Origin of the sequence: Flavobacterium sp. XN-5 (genome assembly GCF_008033395.2) — a bacterium.
Classification (GTDB): Bacteria; Bacteroidota; Bacteroidia; order Flavobacteriales; family Flavobacteriaceae; genus Flavobacterium; species Flavobacterium hiemivividum.
Genome location: NZ_VOGZ02000005.1, coordinates 107,969 through 121,337, shown reverse-complemented (window position 1 = coordinate 121,337; position 13,369 = coordinate 107,969). Strand labels below are relative to the sequence as shown.

The 13,369-nt window shown below is 34.3% G+C and carries 17 protein-coding genes; 8 read left to right on the top strand and 9 right to left on the bottom strand.

Annotated features, from left to right (window positions below):
• Positions 1-121 precede the first annotated feature (121 nt).
• A complete protein-coding gene (locus tag FQU23_RS10355; protein WP_147673755.1) occupies positions 122-478 on the top strand; it encodes a hypothetical protein in 357 nt (118 codons plus the stop codon).
• Positions 479-557: 79 nt separating this feature from the next.
• Here the strand turns inward: FQU23_RS10355 and arsB are convergent, their stop codons facing one another.
• From arsB to FQU23_RS10330, 5 genes are all read right to left on the bottom strand, one after another.
• On the bottom strand, positions 558-1,628 hold the full coding sequence (gene arsB, locus FQU23_RS10350) for an ACR3 family arsenite efflux transporter (protein WP_147673754.1): 1,071 nt from the start codon (positions 1,626-1,628) through the stop codon (positions 558-560).
• Position 1,629: 1 nt separating this feature from the next.
• A complete protein-coding gene (locus FQU23_RS10345) occupies positions 1,630-2,262 on the bottom strand; it encodes a low molecular weight phosphatase family protein (protein ID WP_147673753.1) in 633 nt (210 codons plus the stop codon).
• A 19-nt stretch (positions 2,263-2,281) separates the two neighbouring features.
• Positions 2,282-2,752 carry a DUF6428 family protein gene (locus FQU23_RS10340; protein WP_147673752.1) on the bottom strand — a complete coding sequence of 157 codons (471 nt, stop codon included), beginning with the start codon at positions 2,750-2,752 and terminating at the stop codon, positions 2,282-2,284.
• A gap of 18 nt (positions 2,753-2,770) precedes the next feature.
• Complete coding sequence (locus tag FQU23_RS10335; RefSeq protein WP_147673751.1) at positions 2,771-3,103, bottom strand: ArsR/SmtB family transcription factor; 333 nt, start codon at positions 3,101-3,103, stop codon at positions 2,771-2,773.
• A gap of 169 nt (positions 3,104-3,272) precedes the next feature.
• Positions 3,273-3,518 carry a heavy-metal-associated domain-containing protein gene (locus tag FQU23_RS10330; protein ID WP_147673750.1) on the bottom strand — a complete coding sequence of 82 codons (246 nt, stop codon included), beginning with the start codon at positions 3,516-3,518 and terminating at the stop codon, positions 3,273-3,275.
• Positions 3,519-3,787: 269 nt separating this feature from the next.
• On the opposite strand from FQU23_RS10330, the gene FQU23_RS10325 reads away from it, so the two are divergent.
• On the top strand, positions 3,788-4,144 hold the full coding sequence (locus tag FQU23_RS10325) for a hypothetical protein (protein ID WP_147673749.1): 357 nt from the start codon (positions 3,788-3,790) through the stop codon (positions 4,142-4,144).
• A gap of 63 nt (positions 4,145-4,207) precedes the next feature.
• Here FQU23_RS10325 and FQU23_RS10320 read toward each other — a convergent pair whose 3' ends face one another.
• Complete coding sequence (locus tag FQU23_RS10320; protein ID WP_147673748.1) at positions 4,208-5,311, bottom strand: DUF3667 domain-containing protein; 1,104 nt, start codon at positions 5,309-5,311, stop codon at positions 4,208-4,210.
• A 443-nt stretch (positions 5,312-5,754) separates the two neighbouring features.
• On the opposite strand from FQU23_RS10320, the gene FQU23_RS10315 reads away from it, so the two are divergent.
• From FQU23_RS10315 to msrB, 6 genes are all read left to right on the top strand, one after another.
• Entirely contained in the window at positions 5,755-6,090 is a 336-nt protein-coding gene (locus FQU23_RS10315; protein WP_132111333.1) for an arsenosugar biosynthesis-associated peroxidase-like protein, read from the top strand.
• Between the two features lie 24 nt (positions 6,091-6,114).
• Positions 6,115-7,170, top strand: a complete 1,056-nt coding sequence (gene arsS, locus FQU23_RS10310) for an arsenosugar biosynthesis radical SAM (seleno)protein ArsS (protein ID WP_147673747.1) — start codon at positions 6,115-6,117, stop codon at positions 7,168-7,170.
• A gap of 17 nt (positions 7,171-7,187) precedes the next feature.
• On the top strand, positions 7,188-8,006 hold the full coding sequence (locus FQU23_RS10305; protein ID WP_147673746.1) for a purine-nucleoside phosphorylase: 819 nt from the start codon (positions 7,188-7,190) through the stop codon (positions 8,004-8,006).
• A gap of 26 nt (positions 8,007-8,032) precedes the next feature.
• Positions 8,033-9,001, top strand: a complete 969-nt coding sequence (gene arsM, locus FQU23_RS10300; RefSeq protein WP_147673745.1) for an arsenosugar biosynthesis arsenite methyltransferase ArsM — start codon at positions 8,033-8,035, stop codon at positions 8,999-9,001.
• Positions 9,002-9,133: 132 nt separating this feature from the next.
• On the top strand, positions 9,134-9,772 hold the full coding sequence (gene msrA / locus FQU23_RS10295; protein ID WP_147673744.1) for a peptide-methionine (S)-S-oxide reductase MsrA: 639 nt from the start codon (positions 9,134-9,136) through the stop codon (positions 9,770-9,772).
• A 5-nt stretch (positions 9,773-9,777) separates the two neighbouring features.
• A complete protein-coding gene (msrB, locus tag FQU23_RS10290; RefSeq protein WP_245181105.1) occupies positions 9,778-10,320 on the top strand; it encodes a peptide-methionine (R)-S-oxide reductase MsrB in 543 nt (180 codons plus the stop codon).
• A gap of 81 nt (positions 10,321-10,401) precedes the next feature.
• Here msrB and FQU23_RS10285 read toward each other — a convergent pair whose 3' ends face one another.
• The 3 genes from FQU23_RS10285 to FQU23_RS10275 all read right to left on the bottom strand — a co-directional run bounded on the left by FQU23_RS10285 (position 10,402) and on the right by FQU23_RS10275 (position 13,321).
• On the bottom strand, positions 10,402-11,091 hold the full coding sequence (locus FQU23_RS10285) for a haloacid dehalogenase type II (RefSeq protein ID WP_147673743.1): 690 nt from the start codon (positions 11,089-11,091) through the stop codon (positions 10,402-10,404).
• A gap of 14 nt (positions 11,092-11,105) precedes the next feature.
• On the bottom strand, positions 11,106-12,134 hold the full coding sequence (locus tag FQU23_RS10280) for a glycoside hydrolase family 113 (protein WP_147673742.1): 1,029 nt from the start codon (positions 12,132-12,134) through the stop codon (positions 11,106-11,108).
• A 122-nt stretch (positions 12,135-12,256) separates the two neighbouring features.
• Complete coding sequence (locus tag FQU23_RS10275; protein ID WP_147673741.1) at positions 12,257-13,321, bottom strand: DUF2652 domain-containing protein; 1,065 nt, start codon at positions 13,319-13,321, stop codon at positions 12,257-12,259.
• Between the last annotated feature and the right edge of the window lie 48 nt (positions 13,322-13,369).

The window sequence follows — 13,369 nt, the reverse complement described above, 5'->3', positions numbered from 1 at the left end:
CAAAAATACATCGAGCTACGCTATCGCTTGTTTTAAATGGCATGAGAATTGTATCAATCGAGCAGGTTGTATTACTGTGCTACAATTGTAAAAAACAAAAACCAGGAAGTATATTGTCTCAATGTTGTTGTTGTCTGGTGCTATCTATTCTCAAGAACAGGTTTTTAATGTGCAACGCTATTGTGTTGACGAAGCTCCATTTAGGACAGGGGAATGTGATGTTTCGGGAAATGAATATTCCTTTGTGTTTCTCGATAGAAAAAAGAATGATGTGGTTTTCTTTTTTACCAATATGAAATTGAAATATAAAATTATAAAGTCTGTGGTCTATGCTCCAGATCCTAATTACATGCTTTATTCCTTGCAAAATGAGAAAGGCACTGTGGATATGAAAATTAACAATCAGAACACGAAGATGGAGTTCTTATATCCCAACAACCATATTTATTTGACTGTGGGTAAATCAACTAAGTTGTAATAACTCCTAAAAAAAATAAACCATCCGCTTATTTGACGATAAAAGGATGGTTTTTATATTTAGACGATATATTAATTCTTTATACAGTCGCTGGATAATATTTTTTTCGAAACCAAAAAGCAACATTTACCAAAGCAATTAATGCTGGAACTTCTACTAACGGTCCTATAACGCCAGCAAAAGCCTGACCGCTGTTGATTCCAAATACGCCGATGGCAACCGCAATCGCTAACTCAAAGTTGTTCCCCGTTGCGGTAAATGCAATTGCAGTACTTTTAGAATAATCGGCACCAAAGTATTTCCCAACCATAAAACTCAGCACAAACATCATAGTGAAGTAGATTATCAAAGGAATGGCGATTCGAACTACATCCATCGGAATTTGAACAATCAATTCTCCTTTTAAACTAAACATGATTACAATCGTGAATAATAAAGCGATAAGAGTAATGGGCGAGATAAAAGGTACGTACTTATTCTGGAACCATTCTTCTCCTTTTAAATGTATTAAAGCATATCTACTTATGATTCCCAATGCAAATGGAATTCCTAAATAGATTCCGACGCTTTCTGCGATTTGAGCAATACTAATATTGATATCAAAAGCAGTAAAACCAAAGTAGGGTGGAAGTACCGTAATAAAAACATAAGCATAGACACTATATAATACTACTTGAAAAATACTGTTTAAGGCAATTAGTCCGGCTGCATATTCCCGATTTCCATCGGCAAGATCATTCCAAACCACGACCATGGCTATGCAACGCGCTAAGCCGATAAGAATTACACCAACCATGTATTCAGGATAGTCCTTCAAAAAAAGCAGCGCTAGGACAAACATTAATATTGGACCAAGAACCCAATTCAAAAATAAGGAAGCGCCTAAAACTTTTGTGTTTTTAAAGACTTCGCCCATTTGTTCGTATTTCACTTTTGCCAAGGGCGGATACATCATCAGGATAAGCCCAATTGCCAGAGGTATATTAGTGGTTCCAGAGGAAAACGAATTGATGAAATTTGAGCTTGAAGGAATGAAATTACCAATAGCAACGCCTATTGCCATGGCAAGGAATATCCAAAGTGTTAAATAACTATCTAGAAATCCCAGTTTTTTTCGGTTTAATGCGGGAGTGCAATTATTGGCAGACATATTATAAATTTATTTGTGAGAAGACGTAAAAAAGCTCTGTAGCAATTTGAGTGCTTCTTTCTTTGTATTTTTCTTCCTGTTGTGTAGTATTGTCAAATGCCTTTGGATCTTCGAAGGTGATTGTGATTCGTTTCTCTGCACCAGCAATAAAAGGACAACCGCCATCTGCTTGTGAGCAAGTCAATATCGCTGTAAAATCGGAAAGCGGGTTGAAATAATCATCATAGGTTTTAGAAAAACAGATAATTGGATGTTCATTGGCTGCATATTTTATGCTGTAAACCGGATTCGTTCCTTCAGAAAGAGTTGCAACTTGAAACCCTGTTTGCTCTAATGTTTTTGCAACCACAGGAAACAATGCGGTAGCTTCAGTTCCTCCCGAATAGCAAAAAACATTTTTCACATTGAAATGTGCCGCTGCTGTTTGTGCCCAAACTTGAGATAAATGGCTTCTTCTTGAATTGTGGGTACATATAAAGTTGAGTCGGATTTCTTGCTTCTTATTTACTTTCTCTTGTATAAAATTGATAAGTGGTAGTAGTATAGCTTTACGTTCGGGCGAAATAGCTTCAAATTGAAAAGCACGAATTTCATTTTGTATCGAAGGGAATATCCCAGTATTTGATTTAGTCATTTATAGAATAAATTTTTAGTTAACAACAGCCTCCTCCAGGAGTGCAGCTATTTGTTTGACTTGGAATTTCAGATAGTTTTATTTTTTGCTTTTCCTGCGGGATGCCACAGGCATCTTCTGCTAAACAGGCCGTTTGTTTGTTTACTAAAACAAAATCCTTTCCGTTAAAACCTAAGTCGTATTTACCAATAGTCTCTGCTTGGTATTCTACTTCAATTTCGAAATCTTCAATGCCTAAAACTTTTTCAGACAATGTAATAATATCCAATAGTTTCTTTGGTTTTAAACGGTGTTCAAAATCATTGGCATCCCACAACTGGAAGTTTACCACGGTTTCATTTCGCAATTTACCACCGCAGTCAATGAATTTTTTGGTAATTAAACCTACTTCGGTAACGTGAAAATGTTCTGGAACATAAGTGCCGTTTGGTAGCTGAAAAGTTACATTTTCTAATGTGTTTAGCTGTTTTTTAATTTCTGATAATTTCATATTCTTATAATTTTATAATTAGCAACATTGATTTTTTCTGTTTTCTAAATAAGTATCCACATGTTGAAAGAAGCCTCTTATTTTATTGAAGCCCACTTCGTCAAGGCAATAGCAAATAGCATTTCCTTCAAAACTAGCTTTTATGAGTCCAGCGTTTTTTAATTCCTTCAAATGCTGTGATACCGTAGGTTGTGCCAGTGGTAATTCGTTTACAATGTCACCACAAACACAGCTGTTTACTTTTATGAGGTGCTGTATAATAGCAATACGAGCAGGATGTCCAATAGCTTTAGCTAAGATTGCCAACTCATTTTGATCTTCGGTAAAATGTTCTGTTTTAGTAATTCCCATTGTGATATATTTATATTGCAATATTACGATATACTGAAATAAAAAACTAATGTTAGCGTAATTATTTTCACAAATCAATGAAACTAGTATGAGGTAGCGTAGCGCGCAAATGAAATTGGCAGAACGTAGCGGTATTTTTTTATCGAATTAAGGACTATAGCTTAAAGGCTTATTTTGGGATAGCATGAAAGCCCACAGATTTTACTGCATTCTCAATGTCTTTTATTGAAACGATTTTATTAGTGTATATCGTAAACTCTCTTGGAAATATTTCGATGTTCAAGACAATATCATTAATTCCCTCTAGTTTAAGTAATCTGGTTTTAATTTCGATTAGCTCGTTTTCTTTCATTGCATTAGTCCCAAAAACTTTACCGTGAATTCCTGGAATTACATTTTCTGCTAGTAAGCTCATGATTTTACAATTTTAAGATTGATATAAAAAACACATGATAATTAAACACGTTTTGTGTAGTTAAATTTAGTCATTTATTTGGATATAAACTTTAAAAGGAGGGACACTTTTTTATTTTTATCTCTAAAAATTATTTGAATAAATGAACGGAGTTAAATCTTTAGAATAAAAAATTTAGAGGGAATGAATTGCTTAATCATCAAGGTTTGAATAAAAAAAAAATAGTAACTTAGTGTGTTGTTTATTAATTAGTTAAATCCTTTGAAAAGATGAAAAAGCAAGATGGAAATTCAGACACTAAATCTTCTAAAGCAGAACAAGTAAATAAAGATGAAATAGCAGATTCTTTAAACTATCCACCAAGCGAAGATATTTACAATCAGTTACACAAAGAGAGTGACATCAATCCAGCTGATATTAGCAAAAATAAGATTCCTGTTGAAATAAATAATCGAAGCGAACTAAATCAGAAAGATTTTGAGGAAGACATGGTAGGTGGAGATTTAGACATTCCTGGTGCAGAGTTAGACGATGCACAAGAGGAAATAGGGAGTGAAGATGAAGAAAATAACCATTACAGCATTGGCGGTGATAACCACAATAATTTGGAAGAAGACAATGGATAGCTACTTTTTTATTCCACCTAATCTGGACTATAAGCATTGATTAAAGCAAATAATGATCTTTTTTTAATGAATGTTGCTATAAGTATACAATGCAAAAAGTATTAATATCAACGTAATTGCAACTAAGTTGATAAGGATTATAATACTACTTTTAAACAAGGAGACAAAGAATTTTTCTCCATAAAAACGACGATGTGCTGGAAAAAAATAATAAATCATCCAAAATATCCCCATAGTTCTTAAACTAAAATGAATCCATTCGACCGCTGGGCTCTTTCCAAATAATGGTAGTAATTTATCAATAAAAAATAGGGTTAAGATTAGTAAAAGTAGAAAGGAGAAATAATGTAAAGTAAAGATGCCACTGTCAAAGTAAAACCACTTTTTCTTATCGTGAAAAAGCCATAAAACTAAAGCAAAAATAGGCATATACATAAATAATAACTTGGGTAAATTATAGGCAAATGAGTTTGTGAACTTTTCTACGATTTCCTCATTTGTGTTTTCTTGTTTTACGGCCAGCCACTTTCTAAGAAACCAATATTCAGTGTCGCTTACTTTTACTTCGTCGCTACCATGTTTTTGGATAGAGTCTAATTCCGTCAAGGATTTATAGCCAAAATCTGCTACTTCTTTCTTAATAACGGAATCAGTTGTAGGAGTACTATCGATTTTAATAATGCTCGTGGTTTGCTTTAATATTTTTTTTATGGTGTCATTATTCTGTTGAGACAGCAAGCCCACTTTTGTTAATCCATCGACGCTTTTCTCTTCGATATGTAAAGAATCTATGGTGGGAATTACTACTTGCTCCTTTATTGCTGTAGGTTCTAGAACTACTTCTTCTGGATGATCAGGAAACAAAGAAATCAACAAAAAAGTAACAAAACTGATGAATATATAGAGTCGTATTGGAGCTAAAAAAGACAAACGCTTTCCTGACATATAAGCTTTAGTCAAGGCGGCTGGTTTGAAAAATAAATAAATAATTGTCCGCCAAAATGCATTGTCATAATGGGTTAAATCTTCGAAAAAATGAATGAAGATATGATGAAAAGATTTACGGCTTAGGGTGTTTTCCTGTCCACAATTAGGACAATATCGTTGATCGACAACATGATTGCAATTGAGGCAGGTTTTATCTAAACGTAGTTTTACTTTTGACATAGGTATTTATTGGAACAGTTCAAGTTTGTAAATTTATTGTATTTTGGGTTTGTTTTTTTATTATTTCTATAAGATTTAACATGCTATATTAGTAAAAGCTCGCACTATAACTTCATTGGTAGTTTTTATTTACGATACTTTTTCTGAAAATTGTGTTTTAGTTTAAAAACTTAATGCAACTGCAGTTAAAGTTTTATGAATCAGGGCTTAAAGCTGTTTTTTTTAATAAGGAGTTTTATTGTCAGGAAACCGATTTTGTTCCGTCAATTTAACCGTGAATTGCATGATGAATTATTTTTCACTGTTAATTGCATTAGGTTTTAGAAAGATCAATGTACACTTTGATTTTTGGCTGTAGCCCAAAAAGACAATTTTAATGTAAGGGAAATAGTAATCTTCAATTCAAGATTGTATTTTTGATAACAATCTAAAAAAATGACATAATGGAAAAAACATATTACGACCCTGCAGATCTTAAAAAATTTGGTAAAATAAGCGATTGGAATGAAGAACTAGGAAGTAAATTCTTTGATTATTACGGAAAAGTTTTCGAAGAAGGAAGTCTGTCAGCTCGTGAAAAGTCACTGATTGCTTTAGCCGTTTCTCATACCGTTCAATGCCCGTATTGTATTGATGCTTACACTGGAGACGGATTAAAAAGAGGAATTACCAAAGAAGAAATGATGGAAGCTGTGCATGTAGCTGCAGCAATAAGAGGTGGAGCAACACTTGTTCACAGTGTTCAAATGATGAATAAGTACGATAAATTATCGATGTAATTAAATAGTTTTAACTAAAATACAATGACCTTAAAATCACTTCACGCTATAAAAAGTGCACTTTCTAAAACAGAAAAACAATTAGAAATTCTTTCGACAGGTATTTTTGAAGATGGTAGTTTGCCTACCTTTTCTGAAAAGATAAAATCATCAAATCAATTCCCTATACGGCCAAAAAAGATTGAGATTCTGCAACTTAATGTAGGCTATATGTGCAACCAAGTTTGTGCGCATTGCCATGTTGATGCAGGTCCGGACCGTAAAGAAATTATGACTGTTGAAACCATGCAACAGTGCCTTGATGTCATAAAAAATACCGGCGTTCATACTTTAGATTTAACAGGTGGAGCACCAGAAATGAATCCGAATTTTAGATGGTTTGTAGAAGAAGCTTCAAAACTTGGAGTACAGGATTTTATTGTGCGATCTAATTTGACGATTATTTTAGCCAATAAGAAATACCATGATTTGCCAGAGTTTTTTGCCAAACATAACATCCATGTAATTTCTTCTTTACCTTTTTACAAAAGAGAGAAGACAGACAAGCAGCGTGGCGATGGTGTTTTTGATAAATCGATTAAGGCATTACAAATGTTAAATGACGTTGGTTACGGAAAACCTGATAGCAACTTGAAACTGGATTTGGTTTACAACCCGTCAGGAGCTTTTTTGCCAACAGATCAAAAAACGCTAGAAAAAGATTTTAAGAAAGCATTAAAAGAAGATTTTGATATTGATTTCCATTCTCTTTTTGCCATTACAAACTTACCTATTAGTAGGTTTTTAGATTATCTAATAGCATCAGATAATTATGAAGATTACATGTATGCCTTAGTAGAGGCTTTCAACCCTGATGCGGTGGCTAATGTGATGTGTACCAATACAATTTCGGTTAGTTATGACGGTTGGCTTTATGACTGCGATTTTAATCAAATGTTAGGATTGAAAGTAGCTTCCAAAGAAAATCATATTTCTATGTTTAACGAAAAGAGCTTAACCAATAGAACCATATTAATCTCACAGCATTGTTATGGCTGTACAGCAGGTGCGGGCAGTAGTTGTCAAGGTGCCGTTGCATAATGCACTTTTTTACAAATATGAATATAGAGACAATACATACGACAGTAGATTTTTTAAAGGGAAAAGGATTTTTATCACCAGGAATAGGAATTGTACTAGGAACAGGTTTAGGGCAATTAGTAAGTCATATCAATATTGAAGCTGAGATTAATTATAGTGATATTCCAAATTTCCCGGTTTCGACAGTAGAATTTCACTCCGGAAAATTGCTGTTTGGAACAATAGAAAATAAAAAAGTAGTAGTAATGCAGGGACGTTTTCATTTGTATGAAGGCTACACTTTGCAAGAGATTACCTTTCCAGTTAGAGTTTTAAAAGCCCTGGGCATTACCAAATTATTTATTTCGAATGCGGCAGGTGCGATCAATTTAAATTATAAAAAAGGAGATTTAATGCTGCTTGACGATCATATCAATTTGCAAGGAGGTTCACCTTTGGCATTTGCAACGGTAGGTGATTTTGGAGACAGATTCACAGATATGTGTGCGCCCTATGATGAAGATTTAAATGCTAAAATTTTGGCTGTAGCCAAAGAAAATGCGATAACGCTTCACAAAGGAGTCTATGCAGCCGTAGTGGGACCACAATTAGAAACCCGAGCTGAATACCGTTATTTAAAAGTTATTGGCGCTGATGCCGTTGGGATGAGTACCGTTCCAGAAGTTATTGTAGCCAATCATTTGAGATTGCCCGTTATCGCTGTTTCGGTTTTAACAGATGAATGCGATCCTGATAATCTAAAACCGGTAAATATTCCTGAAATTATTGCAATTGCAGGGGCGGCTGAGCCAAAAATGATTACCCTATTTAAGACTTTGATACAAATATTAGATTAATTGTCCATTAAAAAACACTTTGAATTATGAGCTATTTAGACGCTACTACCGATTTATATAAAAATGCAGCCTTAACTCCTGATGTGGGACTTTGTTGTACTACGACACCAATTTGGAAATTCCCAGGTTTGGAGATTCCGATGATTATGCAAGAAATGAACTATGGTTGCGGAAGTACCATATCAGCTCAAGATTTAATTAATAACCCTAAAATTCTGTATGTAGGTGTTGGTGGCGGAATGGAGCTATTACAATTTTCTTATTTTTCTCGACAAAAAGGAGGAGTAATAGGAGTAGATGTAGTAGATGAAATGCTGGAAGCCTCTCGTAAAAACTTCATTCTTGCTGAAGAGCAAAACGATTGGTTTAAAAGTGAGTTTGTAGAGCTAAAAAAAGGGGATGCTTTAAATCTACCAATTGATGACGAAACTATCGATGTAGCCGCACAAAATTGTCTTTTTAACATCTTTAAAGCCGAAGATTTAAACAAAGCACTAAAAGAAATGTATCGTGTATTAAAGCCACATGGCCGTTTGGTTATGAGTGACCCGACATGTGAGCAAGAAATGAATGAAACCTTGCGAAATGATGATCATTTAAGAGCCTTGTGTTTAAGCGGAAGTATTCCAATTGCAGAATATATCAAAGCATTGACAGATGTAGGTTTTGGAACAATTGAAATTCGTGGTCGTAGACCGTATAGAATATTAGATCCAGAAAACTATCCTACCGAGGAACTTATTTTTATAGAGAGTATAGAAGTGTGCGCTATCAAAGACCCAATGCCGGCTGACGGTCCCTGTGTATTTACAGGTAAAGCTGCTATTTATTTTGGAAAAGAAGACCATTTTGATGACCAAAATGGGCATTTTCTACTGAAAAATCAGCCGTTGGCAGTTTGTGATAAAACGGCAGGGGCATTAGCTAGTCTGGAAAGAAAGGATATTTACATTAGCGAAAGTACTTTTCATTATAACGGTGGAGGTTGTTGTTAATAATTATTTTGAAAGAATTGATTATCGAATTTTATTTTTTAAAGATGAGTTGAAAAACTAACAAACTTTTAAGAATTGTTTAAAAACCACAACAGCTAAACTGTCGTATATTAGTTTAAAACCATTAAGATTATGAAAAATAAAATAGCAGGGTATGTATTAGTTTTATTTACAATAGTGAGTTGTAATTCTAATGCACAAACTAAGAAGTTGTCGTTAGAACCTAAAAAAGGAAAAGCCATTGCGGTTTTTGCCGAGGGGTGTTTTTGGTGTAGCGAACACGTTTTTGAAGCTGTAGTAGGAGTTGACGAAGCAGTTTCTGGCTACGCTGGTGGATCTATAAAAAATCCTTCCTATGAACAAGTAGGAACTAACAGAACGGGTCATGCAGAATCAATAGCGGTTTATTACGATCCGAAAATTGTTTCTTTCAAGGAATTAGTAAATGTATTTTTTGCGTCTCAAGACCCTACAACTCCCAATCAGCAGGGGCCAGATAAAGGTTCTTCGTACCGTTCGATAGCTTTTTATCGAAATGCAGCAGAGAAGCAAATAATTGAGAATAAAATTAAAGAACTTACCACCAATAAAGTATTTGCAAATCCGATTGTGACAGAGGTAAAACCCTTAACTGATTTTTATGAGGCAGAAGAATATCACCAAAATTATGTGAAACTAAACCCTAATCAACCTTATGTAAAAGGAGTTTCTTTACCTAGGTACAACAAATTCAAAAAAACATATAAAGGAAAATTAAAACCTAAATCATAAAAATCATGAAAATATACCAACAAATGCTAGCACTGCCATTTATTGCAATTAGTTTTATGGCGTGCATGCAAGCAAGTAAAAGTGATGAAGCAGTCACTGCAATGGAAAAAACTGCGCAACAACAACCCATATTATCACTGACAGATACTTCATTGAAAAAAGTGGTGAAAACGGATGCTGAATGGAAGAAAATCTTGACAGAGAATCAATATTATGTTCTTAGAAAAAAAGGCACGGAGCGCCCTTTTCAAAATGAATTTAATAACAACCATAAAAAGGGACATTATTTTTGTGCAGCTTGTAAATTACCCTTGTTTGACTCCAAAACAAAATTTAATTCAGGTACTGGATGGCCAAGTTTTTACGATGTAATTAATCCAAATAGGGTAAAAGAAGTAGTTGATAAAAGTTTAGGGATGGTGCGTGGAGAAATTGTATGTGCCCGTTGTGATGGACATATAGGGCATCTTTTTGACGATGGACCTAATCCCACGGGACTAAGATACTGTATGAATTCGGCAGCGATGTTATTCAAAGAATCGAAATAATGGTTGGTTAATTATTTGTTCAAAAAAAGGGCGTTGGTTTAATTTTAAACTAACGCCCTTTTTAGTTTTTATCAAACTGGATTATTCGGTATAAGCCGCAACTAATTGCTCTGCCATTACTAGAATATCATTAGCCACAAAATCCGGCTTTTTGGATAAATTATATAATGCTTGTCCTTCACGAGCTATAAAACCAGTTGCTAATCTAGCATGTGAAGCACCAGCTAGATCCCAACCATGTGCTGCAATCATTAGCATTTCGTCAGGTTTTACAGCTAGTTTTTCTGCTGCCCATAAATAGGTTTCTTTAGCTGGCTTGTATTTTCCTATAGTGTCAATACTTAATGCTTGCTCAAAATATATCGTTAAATTAGAGTTTTTTAACTGTTCATTTAAAGCACTTTCAGGGGAGTTGGTTAGGGTTATTAGCCGGAAACCATATTCTTTTAAAAGTTGCAAGCCTTTGATCACATCGGGATAAGTTTGCAATGATTTAATAACTGACAATGTTTCTTTAATTTCATCTTCCGTTACTTTTTTATGCATTGACGTCGCTGCCATTTCCAGTGTTGCAGCTGCAATAGTAGTGAAATTATGATATTCATTAATGCTGTTTGAAACTGTGGAATAATGTAAGAGCATTCCAAACCAGATGCGGAATCCTTGCTCTTCGCTCAAAAGTGTATTAACTGCTTTTTTCAGAGGAGTCATATCGAGTAAGGTCTCGTTTACATCAAAAACAAGTACGGGTTTTATTTTCTGTATTGTCATTATTTAATTTTATATTATTGGTACCATTTTTTTATGGTTTCCAGCGCAGGTTTGTCTTGCGGTGTGTAATCTACACTATTTTTATTCTCCTTATGATAATCATCGGCATACCATTTCCAGGCGAAGCCTCCGGCAAACCAGGCTTTATTTGTTAAGGTTTGAAATAAGGATTCATAGGCATTGGCTTGCGCCAAATTATTAATGTTTTTTTGATTTTCAGTCCAGGGTTCTTTGGCTGCTTGGTCTGAGTTTCGGTAACCAAACTCTGTAAAGAGTATTTTCTTCTTTGTTTTGGCGTGAAGCTTCTCCATTTTTAGAATGTGTTGCAGCCATGCTTCATTAAGATCTGCTACTGCTGGTGTTGTAGCGTCAGACAACGGGAAATAAGCGTCAATCCCGATGTAATCCAACTCATTCCAAAAAGGGAAATTATCAAAATCATCCCAGTTTGCGGCATAGGTAAGTTTTCCGGTATAGATTCTTTTGATTTTCTGGATTAACTGTGACCAGTATTCTGGTCGTTTTGCTACAGCATTCCCTAATTCAGTACCAAAACAAAAAAGTTCTATTTTTTCTTTTTGTGCAAGTTGTGCAAAATCAAGAATATACTTCTCATAATTAGCTTCCCATTTTTCCCACTCGGCATCAGTTGAAAAATCCAAGTCACCAGTGTAGAAATTATGATTTACCCAAAGGTGAGGTTTTAGCATTACAGCCATTTTATAATCATGGGCTAGTTGATTACTTGCGATAATTCCTTCTGTTCTTTCGCCCCACCATTGTCTTTTATTATTATAGTGAACAGAGGCATTTTCGACATCCACAAAAGCATAGGGAATTAAAGAAACCGAGTTGATATGATGCGCTTTTAATTCGTCAAACGTTGTACTTTTTAATTCCTTGATAGGCGCGACCAAGTTCATGCCTTTGTATTCTAATTTAGCTACAGCAGCGGTTTTGAAGGTAGTGTTGAAATGATAAAAAGCATACCCACTACCGATTATGAGTAAAAATGCGGCGAGTATAAGAAACGTCTTTTTCATAACAGTAAAGTTACTTATTAAAAAAGAGAATACTAAATTGTATGAAAAATTTAAGATTTTTTCTGCTTTTAAAGTAATAGTATGAGCTTATCACATTCGTAGGTTAGCGAACTAAAAAAGTGCTATGGAAAGATTTCACTCTGCGTAACTTGATGCAAGGATTCTAATTTTTTTCGCCAGATTTTTGTAATTTGTTTTAAGATACTTTGTTTTATAAAACTACCTAGGAAGGTGTATTCAAGATACAAGCTCACACTTACTTCGGTGGTGTTTAAATCTTGCGGATGTAAATTTACGAGGTAATAGAATTTTTTAAGAAAAATAATGCTCTCTGTTGTTTCACCATAAATCAAGCTGTCTTTTGATGGCCTGCTGATGGTTTTAAACTTTAAAGTTCCTAATTTTAAAACACAATTGTGTTCTGTGCCCACTCGGTTGACTTCATTTTCATCAAATTCAACTTTCATAACTTCTTTATCCCAGATATGGCGGTATTTTAATTCACTTAAGTATCGGTGAATCTTTTCAATGTTTGCATTAAATATTTTATTTATTACTGCGTTAGGAACAGTGAAATCCTCATTTTTATCTACTTCTCGCTCTGCCGATGCTTGTACTTCGAGTTTTATATTGTCTAAATTCTTGTAGTAATAATTTAAATTACGGGAATCATAGATCTCGGTATTTTTTGTCCAACCTTCGATCATATTGTCTTGATAGAGCGCAGACAGACTCTCCGTAAATAAAACATATTCTTGAACGGGTACTTTATTTTTCAGCAATCTATGGATTTGGATGACTTCCATTCCATAAGGTTTAATTATGTTTTTGACTTTAATCATCGTTAGCTCTCCGTAATGCACTAAAAACTTAAGGTTTAAATCGATGGTAGTCTTACAAGAACCGCAACTACAAATCCGTTTGGAATCATACCCTTTAGTATGTTTATGAAATTCTTCAAGCATCGTTTTTGTATGCTGCATCAACTCTTTATAAGTTGGAATCTTTGTGGTGAACATGAATAAGGCATCGCCTTCAATTTCTATTAGTTGAAGTTCGAGCGTATTGTTGTCTAGTAAAAGCTCAAGCAGTTCAGCTATTATATGAATGCTGTGATCTATTTCTGTATCATTTACAAATTTTGAAAAGCCACTTATATCTGGCATAAAATAGAGTGCTTCAGCCATTATAATTTCTGTTTTATGTTAAGTAGTTGTAATTTAATACTTTATTTA

Coding starts and splice junctions, on each gene's coding strand:
- FQU23_RS10355 (WP_147673755.1), top strand. CDS start 122: ATGTTGTTGTTGTCTGGTGCTATCTATTCTCAAGAACAGGTTTTTAAT.
- arsB (WP_147673754.1), bottom strand. CDS start 1,628: ATGTCTGCCAATAATTGCACTCCCGCATTAAACCGAAAAAAACTGGGA.
- FQU23_RS10345 (WP_147673753.1), bottom strand. CDS start 2,262: ATGACTAAATCAAATACTGGGATATTCCCTTCGATACAAAATGAAATT.
- FQU23_RS10340 (WP_147673752.1), bottom strand. CDS start 2,752: ATGAAATTATCAGAAATTAAAAAACAGCTAAACACATTAGAAAATGTA.
- FQU23_RS10335 (WP_147673751.1), bottom strand. CDS start 3,103: ATGGGAATTACTAAAACAGAACATTTTACCGAAGATCAAAATGAGTTG.
- FQU23_RS10330 (WP_147673750.1), bottom strand. CDS start 3,518: ATGAGCTTACTAGCAGAAAATGTAATTCCAGGAATTCACGGTAAAGTT.
- FQU23_RS10325 (WP_147673749.1), top strand. CDS start 3,788: ATGAAAAAGCAAGATGGAAATTCAGACACTAAATCTTCTAAAGCAGAA.
- FQU23_RS10320 (WP_147673748.1), bottom strand. CDS start 5,311: ATGTCAAAAGTAAAACTACGTTTAGATAAAACCTGCCTCAATTGCAAT.
- FQU23_RS10315 (WP_132111333.1), top strand. CDS start 5,755: ATGGAAAAAACATATTACGACCCTGCAGATCTTAAAAAATTTGGTAAA.
- arsS (WP_147673747.1), top strand. CDS start 6,115: ATGACCTTAAAATCACTTCACGCTATAAAAAGTGCACTTTCTAAAACA.
- FQU23_RS10305 (WP_147673746.1), top strand. CDS start 7,188: ATGAATATAGAGACAATACATACGACAGTAGATTTTTTAAAGGGAAAA.
- arsM (WP_147673745.1), top strand. CDS start 8,033: ATGAGCTATTTAGACGCTACTACCGATTTATATAAAAATGCAGCCTTA.
- msrA (WP_147673744.1), top strand. CDS start 9,134: ATGAAAAATAAAATAGCAGGGTATGTATTAGTTTTATTTACAATAGTG.
- msrB (WP_245181105.1), top strand. CDS start 9,778: ATGAAAATATACCAACAAATGCTAGCACTGCCATTTATTGCAATTAGT.
- FQU23_RS10285 (WP_147673743.1), bottom strand. CDS start 11,091: ATGACAATACAGAAAATAAAACCCGTACTTGTTTTTGATGTAAACGAG.
- FQU23_RS10280 (WP_147673742.1), bottom strand. CDS start 12,134: ATGAAAAAGACGTTTCTTATACTCGCCGCATTTTTACTCATAATCGGT.
- FQU23_RS10275 (WP_147673741.1), bottom strand. CDS start 13,321: ATGGCTGAAGCACTCTATTTTATGCCAGATATAAGTGGCTTTTCAAAA.